Below are 22,244 nucleotides of genomic sequence, written 5' to 3'. Positions count from 1 at the left end.
TTGACCAACCGACGCTACCGCCGAATCCGTGCCCTGAGCAGGGGCTTTTTCGGTCCGGGTACGGACGGTCGAACCGGGGCCCTCACTCGTTCGGGTGGACTCCGCTGGACAAAGTCGAGATTCGAACGTCTGAGCTATAGGCTGGCTGCCGCATCCTGGAAGAAGAACACCCCACACACCGCAAGCCCTCTCGTCCGGAGAAAGGCGCCAGAAGCAGTGGCCGACCGCCTCATCGTCCGCGGTGCTCGCGAGCACAACCTCAAGAACGTCTCGCTCGACCTGCCCCGCGACTCCCTCATCGTCTTCACGGGCCTCTCCGGCTCCGGCAAGTCCTCGCTCGCCTTCGACACGATCTTCGCCGAAGGCCAGCGCCGCTACGTCGAGTCGTTGTCCTCCTACGCCCGTCAGTTCCTCGGGCAGATGGACAAGCCCGACGTGGACTTCATCGAAGGCCTCTCCCCGGCCGTCTCGATCGACCAGAAGTCCACCAACCGCAACCCCCGTTCGACCGTCGGCACCATCACCGAGGTCTACGACTACCTGCGCCTGCTGTTCGCCCGGATCGGCAAGCCGCACTGCCCGCACTGCGGCCGCCCGATCGCCAAGCAGTCGCCGCAGGCGATCGTCGACAAGGTGCTGGAGCTCGCCGAGGGCACCCGCTTCCAGGTGCTCAGCCCGGTGGTGCGCGAGCGCAAGGGCGAGTTCGTCGACCTCTTCGCCGACCTCCAGTCCAAGGGCTACTCCCGCGCCCGGGTCGACGGCGAGACGATCCAGCTCGCCGAGCCGCCGAAGCTGAAGAAGCAGGAGAAGCACACCGTCGAGGTGGTCATCGACCGCCTGACCGTCAAGGAGAGCGCCAAGCGGCGGCTCACCGACTCGGTGGAGACGGCGCTGCGGCTGTCCGGCGGCATGGTCGTGCTCGACTTCGTCGACCTCCCTGAGGACGACCCGGAGCGCGAGCGGATGTACTCCGAGCACCTCTACTGCCCGTACGACGACGTGTCGTTCGAGGAGCTGGAGCCGCGCTCGTTCTCCTTCAACTCGCCGTTCGGCGCCTGCCCGGACTGCTCGGGCCTGGGCAACCGGATGGAGGTCGACCCGGAGCTGGTCGTGCCGGACCCGGAGCGCTCGCTGGACGAGGGCGCGATCCACCCGTGGTCGGCCGGGCACGCCAAGGAGTACTTCCAGCGCCTGATCGACGCGCTCGCCGAGGAGCTCGGCTTCCGCACCGACATCCCCTGGGCCGGGCTGCCCGCCCGCGCCAAGAAGGCGCTGCTGTACGGCCACAAGCACCAGGTGCAGGTCCGCTACCGCAACCGCTTCGGCCGCGAGCGCTCGTACAGCACCGGCTTCGAGGGCGCCGTCCCGTTCATCCAGCGCCGGCACACCGAGGCGGAGAGCGACAGCAGCCGCGAGCGCTTCGAGGGCTACATGCGCGAGGTGCCCTGCCCGACCTGCCAGGGCACCCGGCTCAAGCCGGTGGTGCTCGCGGTCACCGTCGAGGAGAAGTCGATCGCCGACGTCTCGTCGATGTCGATCAGCGACTGCGCCGAGTTCCTGGGCGCGATGAAGCTCAACGACCGGGACAAGCAGATCGCCGAGCGGGTCCTCAAGGAGGTCAACGAGCGGCTGCGGTTCCTGGTCGACGTCGGCCTGGACTACCTGTCGCTGGACCGCGCGGCCGGCACCCTGTCCGGCGGCGAGGCCCAGCGCATCCGGCTGGCCACCCAGATCGGCTCCGGCCTGGTCGGCGTGCTGTACGTGCTGGACGAGCCGTCCATCGGCCTGCACCAGCGGGACAACCACCGGCTGATCGAGACGCTGGTGCGGCTGCGCGACATCGGCAACACCCTGATCGTGGTCGAGCACGACGAGGACACCATCAAGACCGCGGACTGGGTGGTGGACATCGGCCCGGGCGCCGGCGAGCACGGCGGCAAGGTGGTGCACTCCGGTTCGCTGAAGCAGCTGCTCACCAACAAGGAGTCGCTGACCGGCCAGTACCTCTCCGGCAAGCGCTCCATCCCGATCCCGGCCGGCCGCCGCGACCGGGACAAGAAGCGCCAGCTGACGGTGCACGGCGCCCGCGAGCACAACCTCAAGGACGTCACGGTCGGCTTCCCGCTCGGGACGCTCACCGCGATCACCGGGGTCTCCGGCTCCGGCAAGTCGACGCTGGTCAACGACATCCTCTACACCCACCTCGCCCGGGAGTTGAACGGCGCCCGCAGCGTGCCCGGCCGGCACACCCGGATCACCGGCACCGACCTGGTGGACAAGGTGGTGCACGTCGACCAGTCGCCGATCGGCCGCACCCCGCGGTCCAACCCGGCCACCTACACCGGGGTGTTCGACCACGTCCGCCGGCTCTTCGCGGAGACCCAGGAGGCCAAGGTCCGCGGCTACCTGCCCGGGCGGTTCTCCTTCAACGTCAAGGGCGGCCGCTGCGAGAACTGCACCGGCGACGGCACCATCAAGATCGAGATGAACTTCCTGCCGGACGTCTACGTCCCGTGCGAGGTCTGCCACGGCGCCCGGTACAACCGGGAGACGCTGGAGGTGCACTACAAGGGCAAGTCCATCGCCGAGGTGCTGGACATGCCGATCGAGGAGGCGCTGTCCTTCTTCGAGGCCGTCCCGGCGATCGCCCGCCACCTGCGGACGCTCAACGACGTCGGCCTCGGCTACGTCCGGCTCGGCCAGTCCGCGCCGACGCTCTCCGGCGGTGAGGCGCAGCGCGTCAAGCTCGCCTCCGAGCTGCAGAAGCGCTCCACCGGGCGGACGGTCTACGTGCTGGACGAGCCCACCACCGGCCTGCACTTCGAGGACATCAGCAAGCTGATCAAGGTGCTCAGCGGGCTGGTCGACAAGGGCAACACGGTGATCGTGATCGAGCACAACCTCGACGTGATCAAGACCGCCGACTGGGTCGTCGACATGGGCCCCGAGGGCGGCTCCGGCGGCGGCACGGTGGTCGCCGAGGGCACCCCGGAGCAGATCGCGGCCGTCTCGGAGAGCCACACCGGCAAGTTCCTGCGGGACATCCTGCCGGGCGACTTCGCGGACGCCCCGGTGGCCGCGCCCGCCAGGAAGGCACCGGCCAAGAAGGCGGCCGCCAAGAAGGCCCCGAGCAAGCGGGCCGTCGCGGCGAAGAAGTGACCCGACCGCTCCGCCGCTCCCGGGATGTCCGGGAGCGGCGGGGCGGGCGCGGCATAGACTTCCGTGGTCCCTCGCAGCAGCAGCAACCGTAGGAGCGCACCGATGTCCGAGGCCCCCGAGACCAGCCCCGCCACCTCCCGCCGCACCCTGCTCTGCGGCGCCGCGGCCGTGCTGGCGGCCGGCGGCACCGTGGCGGTCAGCGGCTGCGGTCCCTCGGCCGGTTCCGGCGACTCGTCGGACAAGAGCAGCGCCGCCAAGGGCCCGGTGGACCTCGGCCCGGCCTCGGCGGTGCCGGAGGGCGGCGGCAAGGTGTTCCGCGAGCAGAAGATCGTGGTGACCCAGCCGGCCGCCGGCCAGTACAAGGCCTTCAGCGCCAAGTGCACCCACGCCGGCTGCATCGTCGACCAGGTCAAGAACCAGCAGATCCAGTGCCCCTGCCACGGCAGCCGCTTCGCCATCGCCGACGGCGCGGTGCAGGACGGCCCGGCCCCCAGCCCGCTGCCCGCCTACACCGTCACGGTCGAGGGCGGGAACCTCAAGGTGACCCCGAGCTGAAGCAGTTGAGCGCTTCCCGACCCAGGCCCTGTCCGAACCCCTCCCCGCGGCCCCGACCGCACTCGGTACGGTGGACCCATGGCTGACCCGAGCACCTACCGCCCGGCGCCGGGGGCGATCCCGACCTCCCCGGGCGTCTACAAGTTCCGTGACGCCCACGGCCGGGTCATCTACGTCGGCAAGGCCAAGAGCCTGCGGCCGCGGCTGTCGTCCTACTTCCAGGACCTCGCCGGGCTGCACCCGCGCACCGCGACCATGGTCACCACCGCCGCCTCGGTGGAGTGGACCGTGGTCGCCACCGAGGTCGAGGCGCTCCAGCTGGAGTACTCCTGGATCAAGGAGTTCGACCCCCGGTTCAACGTCAAGTACCGCGACGACAAGAGCTATCCGGAACTCGCCGTCACCCTCGACGAGGAGTACCCGAGGGTCCAGGTGATGCGCGGGGCGCACAAGAAGGGCGTGCGCTACTTCGGCCCGTACGGGCACGCCTGGGCGATCCGCGAGACGGTCGACCTGCTGCTGCGCGTCTTCCCCGTCCGCACCTGCTCCAACGGCGTGTTCAAGCGCGCCCGGCAGGTCGGTCGCCCCTGTCTGCTCGGCTACATCGGCAAGTGCGCCGCGCCCTGCGTCGGCAAGGTCTCGGCGGACGAACACCGGGCGCTGGCCGAGGACTTCTGCGACTTCATGGCCGGGCGCACCGGCAACTACCTGCGCCGGCTGGAAGAGCAGATGCAGGAGGCCGCCGTCGAGATGGAGTACGAGAAGGCGGCCCGGCTGCGGGACGACATCGGCGCCCTCAAGCGCGCGATGGAGAAGAACGCCATCGTGCTCGCCGACGCCACCGACGCCGACCTGCTGGCCGTCGCCGAGGACGAACTCGAGGCCGCCGTCCAGATCTTCCACGTCCGCGGCGGCCGGGTGCGCGGCCAGCGCGGCTGGGTCACCGACAAGGTCGAGGACGTCGACACCGCCGGCCTGGTCGAGCACGCGCTCCAGCAGCTCTACGGCAACGCCGCCGCGGACGAGCGCAACGAGGCCGTCCCGCGCGAGGTGCTCGTCCCGGCGCTGCCCGAACCGGCCGCCCCGGTCCGGGAATGGCTCAGCGGACTGCGCGGCAGCCAGGTCGACCTGCGCGTCCCGCAGCGCGGCGACAAGAAGGACCTGATGGCCACCGTGCAGCGCAACGCCCAGCAGGCGCTGGCGCTGCACAAGACCAAGCGCGCCTCCGACCTCACCACCCGCAGCCGCGCCCTCCAGGAGATCGCCGACGCGCTGGAGCTGGACTCCGTCCCGCTGCGCATCGAGTGCTACGACATCTCCCACCTCCAGGGCGAGGACGTGGTCGCCTCCATGGTCGTCTTCGAGGACGGCCTGGCCCGCAAGAGCGAGTACCGGCGCTTCCAGATCAAGGGCTTCGCGGGCCAGGACGACGTCCGCTCGATGCACGAGGTGATCAGCCGGCGCTTCCGCCGCTACCTCCAGGAGCGCGAGCAGACCGGCGAGTGGGCCGTCCCCGAGGAGGACGAGCACGAGCCCGAGTCCGGCACCGGCACCCGCGACGAGGAGGGCCGCCCCAAGCGCTTCGCCTACCCGCCGCAGCTGCTGGTGGTCGACGGCGGCCAGCCGCAGGTCGCCGCCGCCCAGCGGGCCCTGGAGGAGCTGGGCATCGACGACGTCGCGCTGTGCGGCCTGGCCAAGCGCCTGGAGGAGGTCTGGCTGCCCGGCGAGGACGACCCGGTCGTGCTGCCCCGCTCCAGCGAGGGCCTCTACCTGCTCCAGCGGGTGCGCGACGAGGCCCACCGCTTCGCGATCGGCTACCAGCGCGCCAAGCGTTCCAAGCGACTCACCGCCGGGGAGCTGGACTCCGTCCCGGGCCTCGGCGAGACTCGCCGCCGGGCGCTGCTCAAGCACTTCGGCTCGCTGAAGAAGCTCCGGGCCGCCACCGTCGACGAGATCTGCGCGGTACCCGGCATCGGGCGCCGCACCGCGGAGACTGTTGCGGCGGCGTTGGCGTCCCGTACACCCGCCGCACCCGCGGTCAACACCGCGACCGGCGAGATCATCGAGGACGGGGTCGACCTGGCCGCCGAGCCGGTGGCCGCAGCACCCCAGACCGCACCATCCCAGGAGACGCCATGACGGCCGACGCCGCCCGTCCGTCGGCGCGCCCCGACCCCGCCCGCCTGTCCGGGCCGGGGAAGGGCGGCCGTGCCGTGCGCGTTCTCCCCAGCAGAAAGACCGAGAGCGGGGAACCGAAGTGACCGTGTCAGACGTGGCCGAGAACGCGCCGGAGCTGGTGATCATCTCCGGCATGTCCGGAGCCGGCCGTTCCACTGCCGCGAAGTGCCTGGAGGACCTGGGCTGGTTCGTGGTGGACAACCTGCCGCCGGCCCTGATCCCGACCATGGTCGACCTGGGCGCCCGCTCCCAGGGCAACGTCGCCCGGATCGGCGTGGTCGTGGACGTCCGCGGCCGGCAGTTCTTCGACGACCTGCTCACCTCGCTCGACGAGCTGGAGAAGCGCGGCGTCCGCCTCCAGGTGGTCTTCCTGGACTCCTCCGACGACGCCCTGGTTCGCCGCTTCGAGAGCGTGCGCCGCCCGCACCCGCTGCAGGCCGACGGCCGGATCGTGGACGGCATCGCCCAGGAGCGCGACCTGCTGCGCGACCTGCGCGGCGAGGCCGACCTGGTGATCGACACCTCCAACCTCAACGTGCACCAGCTGCGCGCCAAGCTGGACGCCCAGTTCGCCGACCACGACGAGCCCGAGCTGCGGGCCACCGTGATGTCCTTCGGCTTCAAGTACGGCCTGCCGGTCGACGCCGACCTCGTGGTGGACTGCCGATTCCTGCCCAACCCGCACTGGGTGCCCGAGCTGCGGGCCCGCACCGGCACCGACGCGGACGTCGCCGACTACGTGTTCCAGCAGCCCGGGGCCAACGAGTTCCTGGACGGCTACGCCCAGCTGCTGCGCATCATCACCGAGGGCTACCGGCGGGAGGGGAAGCGCTACATGACGCTTGCCGTAGGCTGCACCGGTGGCAAGCACCGTAGCGTCGCCATGTCCGAGCGTCTGACCAAGCGTCTCATCGCCGACGGAGTCGAGACGGTGCTCGTCCACCGTGACATGGGACGGGAGTAACCGCCGCCTTCTCTGCCGGGCCGCCGGCGGAGCCGGTGGCGGGGCTGAGGAACGCGAGGTGATTGTGGCGGGATACGTGCCCGGGCGGCAGCCGCAGAGCAGGACCGGCGAACGGGCGGGCAGCCCGTCGCCGAACCGTCCGCGGAGCAGTCCCGCCCGGGCCAACCCGGCCCCCAGGATCACCGCGCTCGGCGGCGGCCAGGGCCTGTCCGCCTCGCTGTCGGCGCTGCGCCGGCTCACCAGCGACCTCACCGCGGTGGTCACCGTCGCCGACGACGGCGGCTCCAGCGGGCGACTGCGCGAGGAACTGGGCGTGCTGCCGCCCGGGGACCTGCGCAAGGCGCTGGCCGCGCTGTGCGGGGACGACGACTGGGGCCGCACCTGGTCCGAGGTGATCCAGCAGCGCTTCACCGGCAACGGCGAGCTGGGCGGCCACGCGGTCGGCAACCTGCTGATCGTCGCCCTCTGGGAGAAGCTCGGCGACCCGGTGGCGGCGCTGGACTGGGTCGGCCGGCTGTTGAACGTCCAGGGGCGGGTGCTGCCGATGTCGGCGGTGCCGCTGGACATCGAGGCCACCGTGCGCGGCCACGACCCGGACCGCCCGGCCGAGGTCTCGGCCGTCCGCGGCCAGGCCAGCGTCGCGGTCACCCCCGGCACCGTGCAGTCGATCCGGCTGCTGCCGGACGGGCCGCCCGCCGTCCCGGAGGCGGTCACCGCCGTCCAGGAGGCGGACTGGGTGGTGCTCGGCCCCGGCTCCTGGTTCACCAGCGTGCTGCCGCACCTGCTGGTGCCCGACCTGGCCAAGGCGCTGGTCGAGACCCGCGCCCGCCGCCTGCTCACCCTGAACCTGGCCCCGCAGCCCGGCGAGACCGAGGGCTTCACCCCGCAGCGCCACCTGGAGGTCATCGCCGACCACGCCCCCGACCTCGCGGTCGATGCGATCCTGGTGGACGAGCGCGCCGTCACGGGCGGCGCCTTCGGCCAGGCGGACCTGGCCGGTTTGGAGAAGGCCGCCGAGCGGATGGGCGCGGCTCTGGTGCTCGGCACGGTGGCCCGCGCCGACGGCACCCCGCGACACGACCCGGAGCTGTTGGCAGCCGCGTACGACCGGATTTTCCGGACACATGGAAGGATCGGGCCATGGCGATGACTCCAGCGGTGAAGGACGAGATCAGCCGGCTCCCGGTCACCCGGGCCTGCTGTCGCAAGGCGGAGGTGTCGGCGATCCTGCGGTTCGCGGGCGGGCTGCACATCGTGAGCGGCCGCATCGTGATCGAGGCGGAGCTGGACACCGGGGCGGCGGCACGGCGGCTGCGCAAGGACCTGCTGGAGATCTTCGGGCACTCCTCCGACCTCGTGGTGATGGCCCCCGGCGGGCTGCGGCGCGGCAGCCGCTTCGTCGTCCGGGTGGTCAAGGACGGCGAGCTGCTGGCCCGCCAGACCGGCCTGGTCGACGGCCGAGGCCGGCCGATCCGGGGCCTGCCCCCGGCGGTCGTCTCCGGCGCCACCTGCGACGCCGAGGCGGCCTGGCGCGGCGCCTTCCTCGCCCACGGCTCGCTCACCGAGCCGGGCCGCTCCTCCTCGCTGGAGATCACCTGCCCCGGCTCCGAGGCGGCACTGGCGCTGGTCGGCGCGGCCCGTCGGCTCGGCATCCCGGCCAAGGCCCGCGAGGTGCGCGGGGTGGACCGGGTGGTCATCCGCGACGGCGACGCCATCGGCGCGCTGCTGACCCGGCTCGGCGCCCACGAGTCGGTGCTCGCCTGGGAGGAGCGCCGGATGCGCCGCGAGGTCCGGGCCACCGCCAACCGGCTCGCCAACTTCGACGACGCCAACCTGCGCCGCTCGGCCCGCGCCGCGGTGGCGGCCGGTGCCCGGGTGCAGCGCGCGCTGGAGATCCTCGGCGAGGAGGTGCCGGAGCACCTGGCCGCGGCCGGCCAGCTGCGGATGCAGCACAAGCAGGCCTCGCTGGAGGAGCTGGGCGCCCTCGCCGACCCGCCGCTGACCAAGGACGCGGTGGCCGGCCGGATCCGCCGCCTGCTGGCGATGGCCGACAAGCGCGCCGCCGAGCTCGGCCTGCCGAGCACCGAGGCCAACCTGACCGACGAGATGGCGCTGAACTGAGGTGACCGACTGCGGCCGGTGTCCGGATTCCGGGCACCGGCCGCAGTCGTGTCCGGGGCCGGCCGGAGATCCAAAATTGGTCAAGACCACTTGACCAGGACCAACGGCCCGGGCGGGCAAGGACGGAGGGCCCCGAAAGACGCCACGCCACGTCTTGCCAGGTGGCGCGATGTGCCCTCCCAGGGTCCGGAGAGGTAGGGTCGTAGGCGGTCGGGGACTTCCCAAATCTCATCCCCGTCGGCTCAGCGCCGGCGTACCTAACGAGGAGATCGGTTCGTGACGATCCGGGTAGGCATCAACGGCTTCGGCCGCATCGGCCGCAACTTCTTCCGCGCCGTCAAGGCCCAGGGCGCGGACATCGAGATCGTCGGTGTCAACGACCTCACCGACACGAAGACCCTGGCTCACCTGCTCAAGTACGACACCACCCTGGGGACCCTCCAGGCCGAGGTCTCGCACACCGAGGACAGCATCACCGTCGACGGCCACACCTTCAAGGTGACCGCCGAGCGTGACCCGGCCAACCTGCCGTGGGCCGCCCTGGGCGCCGACATCGTCGTCGAGTCCACCGGCATCTTCACCAAGGCCGAGGCCGCGAAGAAGCACCTCGCCGCCGGCGCGAAGAAGGTCATCATCTCGGCGCCCGCCACCGACGAGGACGTCACCATCGTCCTGGGTGTCAACGACGAGAAGTACGACGCCGCCAACCACCACATCATCTCCAACGCCTCCTGCACCACGAACTGCGTGGCGCCGATGGCCAAGGTGCTGAACGAGAGCTTCGGCATCGTCAAGGGTCTGATGACCACCGTCCACGCGTTCACCAACGACCAGGTGACCCTGGACTTCCCGCACAAGGACCTGCGCCGTGCTCGTGCGGCCTCGCAGAACATCATCCCGACCTCGACCGGTGCCGCCAAGGCGACCGCGCTGGTCCTGCCGGAGCTGAAGGGCAAGCTGGACGGCACCTCGCTGCGCGTCCCGGTCCCGACCGGCTCGATCACCGACCTGGTCGTCACCCTCGAGCGCGAGGTCACCAAGGACGAGGTCAACGCGGCCTTCCAGAAGGCCGCGCAGGAGGGCCCGCTCAAGGGCATCCTGGCCTACACGGAGGACCCGATCGTCTCCTCGGACATCGTCAACGACCCGGCCTCGTGCATCTTCGACAGCCAGCTCACCATGGTCCAGGGCAACCAGGTCAAGGTGCTCGGCTGGTACGACAACGAGTGGGGCTACTCGAACCGCGTCGTCGACCTGGTCGCCCTCGTCGGTGGCCAGCTCTGACGCAGTGGGAGCTGACGTGATGTAGGGACGAGGGCCCGGACGGCGAGAACGCGCCGTCCGGGCCCTCGTTCTGCGTACAAGGACTTCTCAGGCGGCCCCTGCGCCGTGCCGCCTCTGCGCATCAACCATCTCCCCAGGAGACAGAAGAACCCGTGAAGACCATCGAAGACCTGGACGTCGCCGGCAAGCGCGTCTTCGTGCGCGCCGACCTGAACGTCCCGCTGTCGGACGGCCGGATCACCGACGACGGCCGGATCCGCGCCGTCGCACCGACCATCGCCAAGCTCGTCGAGCGCGGTGCCAAGGTCGTCGTCGCCTCCCACCTCGGCCGCCCGAAGGGCGCGCCGGACCCGCAGTTCTCGCTCGCCCCGGTGGCCGCGCGCCTCGGCGAGATCCTCGGCAAGCCGGTCGCCTTCGCCACCGACACCGTGGGCGAGTCCGCCACGGCCACCGTCGCCGCGCTGGCCGACGGCGAGGTCGCGCTGCTGGAGAACCTGCGCTTCAACGCCGGTGAGACCAGCAAGGACGACGCCGAGCGCAAGGGCTTCGCCGAGCAGCTGGCCGCCCTGGCGGACCTGTACGTCGGCGACGGCTTCGGTGCCGTGCACCGCAAGCACGCCTCCGTCTACGACCTGCCCGGCCTGCTGCCGCACGCCGTCGGCGACCTGATCGCCACCGAGGTCGGCGTGCTGAAGAAGCTGACCGAGGAGGTCGAGCGCCCGTACGTGGTCGTGCTCGGCGGCTCCAAGGTGTCCGACAAGGTCGGCGTGATCGACAACCTGCTCGGCAAGGCCGACCGCATCCTGATCGGCGGCGGCATGGCGTACACCTTCCTGTACGCGCTGGGCAACGAGGTCGGCATCTCGCTGCTGCAGAAGGACCAGGTCGACACCGTCCTGGAGTACCTGGAGCGGGCGAAGCAGAACGGCGTCGAGTTCGTGCTGCCGGTGGACGTCGCGGTCTCCGCGTCCTTCCCCGACACCAAGACCCACCGGCCGGTCGAGGACTTCGAGATCGTCGACGCGGACAAGATCCCCGCGGAGAAGGAGGGCCTGGACATCGGCCCGAAGACCCGCGAGCTGTTCGCCTCGAAGCTGGCCGACGCCAAGACGGTGTTCTGGAACGGCCCGGTGGGGGTCTTCGAGCACCCGACCTTCGCCGAGGGCACCAAGGCCGTCGCCCAGGCCCTGGTCGACAGCGACGCGTTCACCGTGGTCGGTGGCGGAGACTCCGCCGCGGCCGTCCGCATCCTGGGCTTCGACGAGACGAAGTTCGGGCACATCTCGACCGGCGGTGGCGCGAGCCTCGAGTACCTGGAGGGCAAGACCCTCCCCGGTCTCGCCGCCCTGGAAGGCTGAAAGCATGACTGAGCGTCTCCCGCTGATGGCGGGCAACTGGAAGATGAACCTCAACCACCTCGAGGCCATCCAGCACACCCAGAAGCTGGCGTTCGCGCTGGCCGACAAGGACTACGAGGCCGTCGAGGTCGCCGTCCTGGTGCCGTTCACCGACCTGCGTTCGGTGCAGACCCTGGTCTTCGGCGACAAGCTGAAGATCAAGTACGGCTCGCAGGACATCTCGCAGCACGACGGCGGCGCCTACACCGGCGAGGTCTCCGGTCCGATGCTGGCCAAGCTGCAGTGCACCTACGCGGTGATCGGCCACTCGGAGCGCCGCCAGTACCACGGCGAGAACGAGGAGATCGTCAACGCCAAGGTCAAGGCCGCCTACCGGGCCGGGGTCACCCCGATCCTGTGCATCGGCGAGCCGCTGGAGATCCGCAAGGCCGGCACCCACGTCGAGTACACCTTGGCCCAGCTGGACGGCGCCCTGGAGGGCGTCCCGGCGGACCAGGCCGAGTCGATCGTGGTCGCGTACGAGCCGGTCTGGGCGATCGGCACCGGCGAGGTGGCCACCCCGGAGGACGCGCAGGAGGTCTGCGGCGCGATCCGGGCGCGGCTCGCCGAGCTGTACTCCGCCGAGCTGGCGGACAAGGTCCGTGTGCTGTACGGCGGTTCGGTCAAGTCGTCCAGCGCGGCCGGTCTGATGGCCAAGCCCGACATCGACGGCGGCCTGGTCGGCGGTGCCTCGCTGGACGCCGAGGAGTTCGTCAAGATCGTGCGCTACCGTGAGCAGGCAGTAGGCTAACGCCGCCGCAGCAACGTAGGCTTTGGGGCCGGACCGCCGTACGCGGCCCGGCCCCTTCGCGAAGATACGAGAGAGTTGGTCCCGTCGTGGTTCTCGGGTTCTCGATTGCCCTGATCATCTTCAGTGCGCTGATGATCCTCTTGGTGCTGCTGCACAAGGGGAAGGGCGGCGGTCTTTCCGACATGTTCGGCGGTGGCGCGATGTCCACCGGCGGCGGTTCGGCGGTGGCCGAGCGCAACCTGGACCGCATCACCATCGTGGTCGGCGTCGGCTGGTTCGCCTGCATCATGGTGCTGGGCCTGGTCCTGAAGTACAAGAGCTGACACAACCCTGACGCCCCGTCGCCCGAGCGCCTATCCTGGGACGGTCGGGGGCGGAGGCGATGGTGGCGGAACCTTAAGTCCTGCTTACACTAGGACGACTTTCGCCACCGACGCGCACCGCGGCGGGTCGGCGCAACAGCACGCAGGGAGTCAGACCGTGGCAAGTGGCAACGCCATCCGTGGCAGCAGGGTCGGGGCAGGCCCGATGGGGGAGGCGGAGCGCGGCGAGTCCGCTCCGCGCAACAGGATCTCCTTCTGGTGTGCCAACAAGCACGAGACCCGGCCCAGCTTCGCCGCCGAGGCCGTCATCCCGGACACCTGGGACTGCCCGCGCTGCGGATTCCCGGCCGGGCAGGACGAGGACAACCCGCCCGCGCCGTCGCGCAACGAGCCGTACAAGACCCACCTCGCCTACGTCCGGGAGCGGCGCACCGACGCCGACGGGGAGGCGATCCTCGCCGAGGCGCTGGCCAAGCTGCGCGGCGAGATCTGAGCACCGGACAGGCTGACGAGAAAGGGCGCCCACCGTCTTCGTGACGGGGGCGCCCTTCGGCGTTTCCGGCCGTTACGCCGAGGCCGGCGGGTACAGCTGGGGCGGGATCCGCTCGGCGGCGGCGCGGTCCAGCAGCCACAGGGTGCGGCTGCGGCCGTACGCGCCGGAGGCCGGGGCCTGCAGTTCGCCGGGGCCGGACAGGGCCAGCGCGACCGCGCCCGCCTTGTCCTCGCCGGCGGCCAGCAGCCAGACCTCACGGGCCGCCCGGATCGCCGGGAGGGTGAGCGAGATCCGGGTCGGCGGGGGCTTGGGGGCCCCGCGCACGCCGATCACGGTCAGCTCGGCCTCCCGCACGCCCGGGTGCTCCGGGAAGAGCGAGGCGACGTGGGTGTCCGGGCCGACGCCGAGCAGCAGCACGTCGAAGGCCGGGACGCCGAACCGGTCGCCCGGTCCGGCGGCCTTCGCCAGCTCCTGCGCGTAGCGGGCGGCCGCCGCCTCCACGTCCGAGCCGTCCACCCCGTCCGAGGCGGGCATCTCGTGCACCCGCGCCGGGTCGAGCGGGACGGCGTCCAGCAGCTCGGCGCGGGCCTGGACGGCGTTGCGGTCCGGATCCGCGGCGGAGACGAAGCGCTCGTCGCCCCACCAGAGGTCCAGCCGGCCCCAGTCGACCGCGTCGCGCGCCGGGGAGGCGGCGATCGCGGCCAGCAGGGCGTTGCCGTTGCGGCCTCCGGTGAGCACCACCGAGGCGGTGCCGCGGGCGGCCTGGGCGTCCACGATCCGGGTGATCAGCCGGGCCGCGGCCGCCTGGGCCATCAGCTCCTTGTCCCGGTGGACGACCAGCTGCGGGGTCGCGGCGGTCATGCGCTGCCCTTGGCGGCGCGCTTGCCCGCGGCCTTCTTCGCGGTGGACTTCTCCACGTCGGCGGTCACCCGGGCCGGGTTGGCCACCGCGGCGTCGGCGGCCGCGGCCGCCGCGTCCGCGACGGGTTCGGCCGCGGCCGCCGACGCGCTGGTCGGCTCGGCGGGCTCGCGCAGCCGCTCGACGGGCGTGCGCACGGCCGTCGAGTAGATGTCGTCCGGGTCCAGCCGGCGCAGCTCCTCGGCGATCAGCTCCGAGGTCTCGCGCCGCTTGAGCGCCACCTGGCGGTCCGGCGAGCCGGGCATGGAGAGCGTGCCCATCAGGCCGTCAGGGCGGTCCAGGGTGATGTCCCCGTCCTTGGTGCGCAGGTGCACCGCGGTGATGCCGGGGCCGCCGGTGACGACCCGCTCGACCGGCACGCTCAGCCGGTTGAGCAGCCACAGGCCGAGCAGCTCGACGCTGGGGTTGTAGGACTCGCCCTCGACCATCACCGAGGTGATGGCGGACGGCCGCTGGTCCAGCGCGGCGGCCAGCATCGAGCGCCAGCCGGTGATCCGGGTCCAGGCCAGGTCGGTGTCGCCCGGGGTGTAGCTCTGGGCCCGCTGGGCGAGCTGGCCGACCGGGGACTCGGCGGTGACGGCGTCGGTGATCCGGCGCTGGGCGAGCGCGCCCAGCGGGTCCTGCGCCGGGTGCAGCGGCGCGTTGTCCGGCCACCAGACCACGGTCGGGGCGTCCGGCAGCAGCAGCGGCAGGACCACCGACTGGGCGTGCGAGACGAGTTCGCCGTGCATGCGCAGGATGACCGTTTCTCCGGAGCCGGCGTCCGTGCCGACCAGGATCTCGGCGTCCAGCCGCGTCTCGGCGCGGGCCCGGGGCGAGCGGCCGGCGCGCTTGATCACCGCGAGGGTGCGCATCGGGTGCTCGCGGGAGGCATCGTTGGCGGCCTTGAGGGCGTCGTACGCGCTGCCCTCGTCGGTCACGATCACCAGGGTGAGCACCATGCCGGCGGCGGTGGAGCCGCTGGTCCGGCGCGCCTCCATCAGCGCGGCGTTGATCTTGCTGGACGTCGTGTTGGTGAGGTCGATCTTCATGGCCGCCGCCAGCTCCTGCCGTCTCGTGCGAGCATCTCGTCCGCCTCGGCCGGGCCCCAGGTGCCCGCCGAGTACTGGGCGGGCTTGCCGTGGGCGTCCCAGTACTTCTCGATCGGGTCGAGGATCTGCCAGGAGAGCTCGACCTCCTGGTGACGCGGGAACAGGTTGGCGTCGCCGAGCAGCACGTCGAGGATGAGCCGCTCGTACGCCTCCGGGCTGGACTCGGTGAAGGACTCGCCGTAGGCGAAGTCCATCGTGACGTCCCGGACCTCGAAGGAGGTGCCCGGCACCTTGGAGCCGAACCGCACCGTCACGCCCTCGTCCGGCTGGACCCGGATGACCAGGGCGTTCTGCCCCAGCTCCTCGGTCGCGTAGGAGTCGAAGGGCAGGTACGGGGCGCGCTGGAAGACCACCGCGATCTCGGTGACCCGGCGGCCCAGCCGCTTGCCGGTGCGCAGGTAGAACGGGACGCCCGCCCAGCGGCGGTTGTTGATCTCCAGCTTGATGGCCGCGTAGGTGTCGGTCTTGGAGTCCGGGTTGATGCCGTCCTCGTCCAGGTAGCCGACCACCTCCTCGCCGCCCTGCCAGCCGGCCGCGTACTGGCCGCGCACGGTGTGCCGGCCGAGGTCCGCCGGGAGCTTGACGGCGCTGAGCACCTTGAGCTTCTCGGCCACCAGCGCCTTCGGGTGGAAGGACGCCGGCTCCTCGATGGCGGTGAGCGCCATCAGCTGCAGCAGGTGGTTCTGGATGACGTCACGGGCGGAGCCGATGCCGTCGTAGTAGCCGGCCCGGCCGCCGATGCCGATGTCCTCGGCCATGGTGATCTGCACGTGGTCGACGTACGACCGGTTCCAGATCGGCTCGAACATCTGGTTGGCGAAGCGCAGCGCCAGGATGTTCTGGACCGTCTCCTTGCCCAGGTAGTGGTCGATCCGGAAGACCTCGTCGCGCGGGAAGACCTCGTGGACGACCTTGTTGAGCTCCTGAGCGCTCTCCAGGTCGTGGCCGAAGGGCTTCTCGATGACGGCGCGGCGCCAGGAGCCCTGCGGCGGGTCGGCCAGGCCGTGCTTCTTGAGCTGCTGGACGACGGTCGGGAAGAACTTCGGCGGGACGGACAGGTAGAAGGCGAAGTTGCCGCCGGTGCCCTGGGCCTTGTCCAGCTCCTCGATGGTCTCGCGGAGCTTGTCGAAGGCGTCGTCGTCGTCGAAGGTGCCGTGGACGAAGCGCATGCCCTTGGCGAGCTGCTGCCAGACCTCCTCCCGGAACGGGGTCCGGGCGTGCTCCTTGACCGCGTCGTGGACCTCCTGGGCGAAGTCCTCGTCGTCCCACTCGCGGCGGGCGAAGCCCACCAGGGAGAAGCCCGGCGGCAGCAGGCCGCGGTTGGCCAGGTCGTAGATGGCCGGCATCAGCTTCTTGCGGGACAGGTCGCCGGTGACCCCGAAGATGACCAGGCCGGACGGCCCCGCGATGCGCGGGAGCCGCCGGTCGGAGGGGTCACGAAGCGGGTTGACGGGGGCGGGCGGGAGGTCGTCCGCGTCCGATTCCGATGTCAACTCAGGGAAATCAGTGCTCACTTGGTGTGCTCCGCTTTCGTGCGCTGGCTGTGTGAGCGGTGGTCACTTCTCGTTGGCGAAGGAGGCCAGCGAGGCGGTGACGGTGTCGAGCAGTTCCTGCCAGGACTGCTCGAACTTCTCCACGCCCTCGTCCTCCAGCACCTGGACGACGTCGTCGTAGTCCACGCCGGCGGCCGCGATGGCGTCCAGGACGGCCTTGGCGTCGGCGTAGTTGGGGACGATGGTGTTGCCGGTGATGACGCCGTGGTCGCCGGTGGCGTCCAGGGTGGCCTCGGGCATGGTGTTCACGGTGCCGGGGGCGACCAGCTCGGTGACGTACAGGGTGTCCGGCAGGGCCGGGTCCTTGACACCGGTCGAGGCCCAGAGCGGGCGCTGCGGCTTGGCGCCGGCGGCCTCCAGGGCCTTCCAGCGGGCGCTGCCGGCGGTCTTGCCGTCGACCGAGCCGAAGACCTCCTCGTACGCCTGGTAGGCGAGGCGGGCGTTGGCCAGGGCGGCCTTGGAGCGCAGGTTCCTGGCGTCGCCGCCGATCTTGTCCAGGCGCTTGTCGATCTCGGTGTCCACACGGGACACGAAGAAGGAGGCGACCGACTCGATCTGGGAGAGGTCCAGGCCCTTGGCCTTGGCGGTCTCCAGGCCGGTCAGGTAGGCGTCGATGACGGCCTTGTAGCGCTCCAGGGAGAAGATCAGCGTGACGTTCACGCTGATGCCCAGGCCGATGACCTCGCTGATGGCGGGCAGGCCGGCCTTGGTGGCGGGGATCTTGATGAAGACGTTCGGGCGGTCGACCAGCCACCACAGCTGCTTGGCCTCGGCCACGGTCGGGGCGGTCTCGTGCGCCAGCCGCGGGTCGACCTCGATGGAGACCCGGCCGTCGCGGCCGTTGGAGGCGTCGTAGACCGGGCGCAGCACGTCCGCGGCGTCGCGCACGTCCGAGGTGGTGATCATGCGGATCGCCTCGTCGGTGGTGACCTTGCGGACGGCGAGGTCGCGCAGCTGGCCGTCGTAGGAGCTGTCGCCGCTGCCGGCGATGGCCTTCTGGAAGATGGTCGGGTTGGTGGTGACACCCACCACGTGCTTGTTCTGCACCAGCTCGGCCAGGTTGCCGGAGTTCAGCCGCTTGCGGCTGAGGTCGTCCAGCCAGATCGCAACGCCTTCGTCGCTGAGGCGCTTCAGTGCGTCAGTCATGGTGCTTCAGTCCCTTTTTCTTCTGCTTCGTGGGGTAGTCAGAGGGGCCGGGGCGCCGATGTGCGGTCGGTACCCCGGCCGGGTGCGGCTAGCGGTTGACGGCTTCGAGGGAGCGCAGGGCGTTGTGCGCCTCGGCGACCACGCGCTCGGCGGTCAGGCCGAACTCCTCGAACAGCACCTTGTAGTCGGCGGAGGCACCGAAGTGGTCCAGCGAGACGATCCGGCCGTGGTCGCCGACCAGCTCGCGCCAGCCCTGGGCGATGCCTGCCTCGACCGAGACGCGGGCCTTGACCGACGGCGGCAGCACGCTGTCGCGGTAGGCCTGGTCCTGCTCCTGGAACCACTCGAAGGACGGGACGGAGACCACGCGGGTGGCGACGCCCTCGGCCTCCAGGACCTCACGGGCCTGGACGGCCAGCTGGACCTCGGAACCGGTGCCCAGCAGGATCAGCTGCGGGTCGCCGTTGCCGGCCTCGGCCAGCACGTAGGCGCCCTTGGCGGTGCCCTCGGCGGAGGCGAAGACCTCGCGGTCGAAGGTCGGGACGTTCTGGCGGGTCAGCGCCAGGCCGACCGGGCCGGGGTGGCTGGTGTGGCGCTCGACGATCGTGCGCCAGGCGACGGCGGTCTCGTTGGCGTCGGCCGGGCGGACCATTGCCAGGCCCGGGATGGCGCGCAGCGCGGCCATGTGCTCGACCGGCTGGTGGGTCGGGCCGTCCTCGCCGAGGCCGATCGAGTCGTGCGTCCAGACGTAGGTGACCGGCAGCTTCATCAGCGCGGCCAGGCGGACGGCCGGGCGCATGTAGTCGGCGAAGACCAGGAAGGTGCCGCCGTAGACCCGGGTGTTCCCGTGCAGGGCGATGCCGTTCATGGTCGAGCCCATGGCGTGCTCGCGGATGCCGAAGTGGATCGTCCGGCCGTACGGGCTGGCGGACTTCAGCGGGTTGCCCTCGGGGAGGAAGGAGCTGTCCTCGTCGATGGTGGTGAGGTTGGACTCCGCGAGGTCGGCCGAGCCGCCCCACAGCTCCGGGATCACCGCGCCGAGCGCCTTGAGGGTCTCGCCGGAGGCCTTGCGGGTGGCGACGTCCTTGCCGGCCGGGAAGGAGGGGACGGCCTTCTTCCAGCCCTCGGGCAGCTCGCCGGCCTGGATGCGGTCGAACTCGGCGGCCCGGTGCGGGTTGGCGGCGCGCCAGGCCTCGAAGCCCTGCTGCCACTGGTCGCGGGCGGCCTTGCCGCGCTTGATGACCTTGCGGGCGTGCTCGATCACCGACTCGCTGACCTCGAAGGTCTTCTCCGGGTCGAAGCCCAGGACCTTCTTGGTGGCGGCGATCTCGGCGGCGCCGAGCGCGGAGCCGTGCGCCTTGGCGGTGTTCTGGGCGTCCGGGGCCGGCCAGGCGATGATCGTGCGCATCGCGATCATCGACGGACGGGAGGTCTCGGCCTTGGCGGCGGCCAGCGCACCGGCGAGGGCCTCGACGTCGATGTCGCCGTTGGCCTTCGGCGCGACTCGCTGGACGTGCCAGCCGTAGGCCTCGTAGCGCTTGAGGACATCCTCGGAGAAGGCGGTGTCGGTGTCGCCCTCGATCGAGATGTGGTTGTCGTCGTAGAGCGCGACCAGGTTGCCCAGCTTCTGGTGGCCGGCCAGCGAGGAGGCCTCGGCGGAGATGCCCTCCTCCAGGTCGCCGTCGGAGACGATGGCCCAGATGGTGTGGTCGAAGGGGGACTCCCCGGCCGCCGCCTCCGGGTCGAACAGGCCGCGCTCGTAGCGGGCGGCCATCGCCATGCCGACCGCGTTGGCGATGCCCTGGCCCAGCGGGCCGGTGGTGGTCTCCACGCCGGCGGTGTGGCCGTGCTCGGGGTGGCCCGGGGTGCGGCTGCCCGCGACGCGGAAGGCCTTGAGGTCGTCCAGCTCCAGGCCGTAGCCGGAGAAGTACAGCTGGGTGTAGAGCGTCAGGCTGGTGTGCCCGGGGGAGAGGACGAAGCGGTCGCGGCCGACCCAGGCCGGGTCGGTCGGGTCGTGGCGCAGGAAGCGCTGGAAGATCAGGTAGGCAGCGGGGGCCAGCGACATGGCCGTCCCGGGGTGCCCGTTACCGACCTTCTGGACAGCGTCCATCGCCAGGACCCGCGCCGTGTCAACCGTGCGCTCGTCCAGGTCGCTCCACTCGAATGCGTTCTTCGGCGCAGTGCTCACCCTGTCTCAGGGCTCCTTCCATTGTGAAGAGTGACCCCGTGAATGGGGACCGGGTCGGCCACGGCGCTGTGGTCCCGACTGTGGATGGTGCCGGTCACGGAGGGTAGATCCCGCTTCTGCGTGCGAGCCTACCGTCCGGGCCGGGGCTCACCCTCCGTGCCGGGACAACCGGGATTTCCGCATGGTGATTCCCACTAGGGCGTTCTGGCGTCTTTTGTCCCAGGCTCTCCCGTTTTGCCGGGCCGCGCCGCCCGGGTGGTCGGGACGGGTTGCGGGGCCGCTCCGGGGCCGCTTCGTGGCTTCACCCAGGCGGTTCACCCGGGGGTGTGCGATCCGCCTCGCCGAGGGACCCCGGGGCCGGATGGGATATATGGAGCGTCTAAGGTGGCGTGGTACGCGCAGAGCGGACGATTTGGGAGCCTTCGTTCCTGTGGACGCCTGCGAGGATTCATCTTCAGTTGGGGTGTTAGTGACCGCCGTCGAAACCCGTCCCGCCGGGGTCACCGGGGCGACTCCTGCGCACCGGCCCATCGGGGCCCGTGTCGGCGCGTTCGTCGCACTGACCAAGCCGAGGATCATCGAACTGCTGCTGATGAGCACGGTGCCGGTGATGTTCCTGGCCCAGCAGGGCGTGCCGAACATGCTGCTGGTGCTGAAGGTCGTGGTCGGCGGCTACCTGTCGGCGGGCGGCGCCAACGCCCTCAACATGTACATCGACCGCGACATCGACGCGCTGATGACCCGCACCGAGCGGCGACCGATCGTCACCGGGATGGTGTCCCCGCGCGAGGCGCTGGTGTTCGGCATCGCGCTCGGTGTCCTCTCCACCCTGCTGCTCGGCTTCGGCGTCAACTGGCTCTCCGCCGGACTGGCGCTCGGCGCGCTGCTGTTCTACGTGTTCGTCTACACGCTGGGGCTCAAGCGGCGCACCTCGCAGAACATCGTCTGGGGCGGCATCGCCGGCTGCATGCCGGTGCTGATCGGCTGGTCCTCGGTGACCAACTCGGTGTCCTGGGCGGCGATCGCGCTGTTCCTGGTGGTGTTCTTCTGGACGCCGCCGCACACCTGGGTGCTGTCGATGAAGGTCCGCGACGACTACGAGCGGGCCGGCGTGCCGATGCTGCCGGTGGTCAAGGGCAACGTCGCGGTCGGCAAGCAGGTCGTCGCCTACTCCTGGGTGATGGTGGCGGTCTCGCTGGCGGTCTGGCCGCTCGGGCACATGAGCTGGCTGTACCCCGTCGCGGCGGTGCTGCTCGGCGGGTTCTGGCTGCGCGAGGCGCACGCGCTGTACGGGCGGGCCAAGGCCGGGATCGTGGGCGCGAAGCTGAAGGAGATGCGGCTGTTCCACTGGTCGATCACCTACCTGTCGCTGCTGTTCGTGGTGTGCGCGATCGATCCGTTCGTGAAGTAAGGCCTTTCTGACGTCGAAGAGCCCCGGTCCGTTGCGGACCGGGGCTCTTCCGTATTCAGCGAGAGGGGAGTTCGGACGGGCCGACGTGGCCGTCCAGCCAGTCCCTGAGCGGTTGGGAGGCGCGCAGGAAGGCGGTGATCCGGGTGTGGGCGGTGCGGGTGCCCAGCCACTTCGCGGGCTCCCACTCCTGCCAGGCGACCAGGCCCTTGTGGCGGAGCAGTTCGATCCGGGGGTGGTCCTTGGGGTAGCCGCGCGGGGCGGTCTTCAGGGAGTCCCGGCCGTGGACCTTGGGGCCGTCCGCCTCGACTGAGGCGATCACCCGCTCCAGTTCGGCGCCGCTGACGTCCTCGGCGACGGCGGCGCGGTAGCGGTCCAGCTGGTCGGGGGCGAGCTGGTACATGCCGTTGCCGCAGGCCAGGCCGTCGGCGGAGAGCTGGATGTAGCCGCCGGTCTCCAGGTGGGCGCCGATGTGCGTCTTGTACGGGGACTTGTCGGCGCTGAAGCGGACGTCGCGGTTGGGACGGAAGATCTTCCCCGGTCCGAACTCCGGCTCCAGCTCGGCGAGCAGCAGCTCCATGGGCGCCCGTACGGCGTCGTCGTACTGCTCCTTGTGGGCTTGCCAGAAGGTCTTCGAGTTGTCGGCCTCGAGGTGCTCGTAGAAGTCCAGCGCCTCGGCCGGCCAGCCGGAGAATGACATGCCTCCAGTATGTGG

General features: G+C 70.9%; 18 protein-coding genes. 12 read left to right on the top strand and 6 right to left on the bottom strand.

Features of this window, described 5'->3' with window-relative positions:
• Positions 1–216 precede the first annotated feature (216 nt).
• The 11 genes from uvrA (at position 217) to ACZ47G_RS19335 (ending at position 13,225) form a co-directional block, all read left to right on the top strand.
• A complete protein-coding gene (uvrA, locus tag ACZ47G_RS19385) occupies positions 217–3,159 on the top strand; it encodes an excinuclease ABC subunit UvrA (protein ID WP_465744188.1) in 2,943 nt (980 codons plus the stop codon).
• Between the two features lie 102 nt (positions 3,160–3,261).
• Positions 3,262–3,714, top strand: a complete 453-nt coding sequence (locus ACZ47G_RS19380; protein WP_465744186.1) for a Rieske (2Fe-2S) protein — start codon at positions 3,262–3,264, stop codon at positions 3,712–3,714.
• Positions 3,715–3,792: 78 nt separating this feature from the next.
• Complete coding sequence (gene uvrC, locus ACZ47G_RS19375; protein ID WP_465744184.1) at positions 3,793–5,853, top strand: excinuclease ABC subunit UvrC; 2,061 nt, start codon at positions 3,793–3,795, stop codon at positions 5,851–5,853.
• Positions 5,854–5,971: 118 nt separating this feature from the next.
• Complete coding sequence (gene rapZ, locus ACZ47G_RS19370; RefSeq protein ID WP_317621418.1) at positions 5,972–6,856, top strand: RNase adapter RapZ; 885 nt, start codon at positions 5,972–5,974, stop codon at positions 6,854–6,856.
• Positions 6,857–6,920: 64 nt separating this feature from the next.
• Positions 6,921–8,006, top strand: a complete 1,086-nt coding sequence (locus tag ACZ47G_RS19365; protein ID WP_465744412.1) for a gluconeogenesis factor YvcK family protein — start codon at positions 6,921–6,923, stop codon at positions 8,004–8,006.
• Entirely contained in the window at positions 7,997–8,977 is a 981-nt protein-coding gene (gene whiA / locus ACZ47G_RS19360; protein ID WP_188308910.1) for a DNA-binding protein WhiA, read from the top strand. The genes ACZ47G_RS19365 and whiA overlap by 10 nt, the downstream gene beginning before the upstream one ends.
• Positions 8,978–9,253: 276 nt before the next feature.
• Positions 9,254–10,261, top strand: coding sequence for a type I glyceraldehyde-3-phosphate dehydrogenase (gene gap / locus ACZ47G_RS19355; protein ID WP_359912922.1), 1,008 nt, complete (start codon positions 9,254–9,256; stop codon positions 10,259–10,261).
• A gap of 152 nt (positions 10,262–10,413) precedes the next feature.
• Positions 10,414–11,619, top strand: a complete 1,206-nt coding sequence (locus ACZ47G_RS19350; RefSeq protein ID WP_465744181.1) for a phosphoglycerate kinase — start codon at positions 10,414–10,416, stop codon at positions 11,617–11,619.
• Positions 11,620–11,623: 4 nt separating this feature from the next.
• Positions 11,624–12,409: a triose-phosphate isomerase gene (gene tpiA, locus ACZ47G_RS19345; protein WP_465744179.1), complete on the top strand. Its 786-nt coding sequence runs from the start codon at positions 11,624–11,626 to the stop codon at positions 12,407–12,409.
• An 86-nt stretch (positions 12,410–12,495) separates the two neighbouring features.
• Positions 12,496–12,732: a preprotein translocase subunit SecG gene (gene secG / locus ACZ47G_RS19340; RefSeq protein WP_465744177.1), complete on the top strand. Its 237-nt coding sequence runs from the start codon at positions 12,496–12,498 to the stop codon at positions 12,730–12,732.
• Positions 12,733–12,889: 157 nt separating this feature from the next.
• Positions 12,890–13,225 (top strand): RNA polymerase-binding protein RbpA, encoded by a 336-nt coding sequence (locus ACZ47G_RS19335; protein WP_184938344.1) that lies wholly within the window; start codon positions 12,890–12,892, stop codon positions 13,223–13,225.
• 72 nt (positions 13,226–13,297) lie between these two features.
• Here the strand turns inward: ACZ47G_RS19335 and pgl are convergent, their stop codons facing one another.
• The 5 genes from pgl to tkt form a co-directional block, all read right to left on the bottom strand.
• Positions 13,298–14,086 carry a 6-phosphogluconolactonase gene (pgl, locus tag ACZ47G_RS19330; protein WP_465744175.1) on the bottom strand — a complete coding sequence of 263 codons (789 nt, stop codon included), beginning with the start codon at positions 14,084–14,086 and terminating at the stop codon, positions 13,298–13,300.
• The gene (gene opcA / locus ACZ47G_RS19325; protein ID WP_465744173.1) at positions 14,083–15,174 is read right to left on the bottom strand and encodes a glucose-6-phosphate dehydrogenase assembly protein OpcA; all 1,092 of its coding nucleotides are present in this window, start codon (positions 15,172–15,174) and stop codon (positions 14,083–14,085) included. The genes pgl and opcA overlap by 4 nt, the downstream gene beginning before the upstream one ends.
• Positions 15,171–16,727 (bottom strand): glucose-6-phosphate dehydrogenase, encoded by a 1,557-nt coding sequence (gene zwf / locus ACZ47G_RS19320; protein WP_465744171.1) that lies wholly within the window; start codon positions 16,725–16,727, stop codon positions 15,171–15,173. The genes opcA and zwf overlap by 4 nt, the downstream gene beginning before the upstream one ends.
• Positions 16,728–16,790: 63 nt before the next feature.
• Positions 16,791–17,933 (bottom strand): transaldolase, encoded by a 1,143-nt coding sequence (gene tal / locus ACZ47G_RS19315; RefSeq protein ID WP_465744169.1) that lies wholly within the window; start codon positions 17,931–17,933, stop codon positions 16,791–16,793.
• A gap of 88 nt (positions 17,934–18,021) precedes the next feature.
• Complete coding sequence (gene tkt, locus ACZ47G_RS19310) at positions 18,022–20,121, bottom strand: transketolase (RefSeq protein WP_465744167.1); 2,100 nt, start codon at positions 20,119–20,121, stop codon at positions 18,022–18,024.
• A gap of 463 nt (positions 20,122–20,584) precedes the next feature.
• Here tkt and ACZ47G_RS19305 point away from each other — a divergent pair, with 463 nt between their 5' ends.
• On the top strand, positions 20,585–21,532 hold the full coding sequence (locus tag ACZ47G_RS19305; RefSeq protein ID WP_465744165.1) for a heme o synthase: 948 nt from the start codon (positions 20,585–20,587) through the stop codon (positions 21,530–21,532).
• A 55-nt stretch (positions 21,533–21,587) separates the two neighbouring features.
• Here ACZ47G_RS19305 and ACZ47G_RS19300 read toward each other — a convergent pair whose 3' ends face one another.
• Positions 21,588–22,229: a DUF2461 domain-containing protein gene (locus tag ACZ47G_RS19300; RefSeq protein ID WP_465744163.1), complete on the bottom strand. Its 642-nt coding sequence runs from the start codon at positions 22,227–22,229 to the stop codon at positions 21,588–21,590.
• Between the last annotated feature and the right edge of the window lie 15 nt (positions 22,230–22,244).

Source organism: Kitasatospora sp. NPDC030952 (assembly GCF_055571335.1).
The sequence above is the reverse complement of the archived record's forward strand: the minus strand, read 5'-3'. Positions and strand labels throughout refer to the sequence as shown.

What these genes read in the sequence shown, in the direction of transcription:
- uvrC (WP_465744184.1), top strand. Translation starts at nt 3,793, where the DNA reads ATGGCTGACCCGAGCACCTACCGCCCGGCGCCGGGGGCGATCCCGACC.
- tal (WP_465744169.1), bottom strand. Translation starts at nt 17,933, where the DNA reads ATGACTGACGCACTGAAGCGCCTCAGCGACGAAGGCGTTGCGATCTGG.
- pgl (WP_465744175.1), bottom strand. Translation starts at nt 14,086, where the DNA reads ATGACCGCCGCGACCCCGCAGCTGGTCGTCCACCGGGACAAGGAGCTG.
- tpiA (WP_465744179.1), top strand. Translation starts at nt 11,624, where the DNA reads ATGACTGAGCGTCTCCCGCTGATGGCGGGCAACTGGAAGATGAACCTC.
- opcA (WP_465744173.1), bottom strand. Translation starts at nt 15,174, where the DNA reads ATGAAGATCGACCTCACCAACACGACGTCCAGCAAGATCAACGCCGCG.
- whiA (WP_188308910.1), top strand. Translation starts at nt 7,997, where the DNA reads ATGGCGATGACTCCAGCGGTGAAGGACGAGATCAGCCGGCTCCCGGTC.
- ACZ47G_RS19300 (WP_465744163.1), bottom strand. Translation starts at nt 22,229, where the DNA reads ATGTCATTCTCCGGCTGGCCGGCCGAGGCGCTGGACTTCTACGAGCAC.
- ACZ47G_RS19380 (WP_465744186.1), top strand. Translation starts at nt 3,262, where the DNA reads ATGTCCGAGGCCCCCGAGACCAGCCCCGCCACCTCCCGCCGCACCCTG.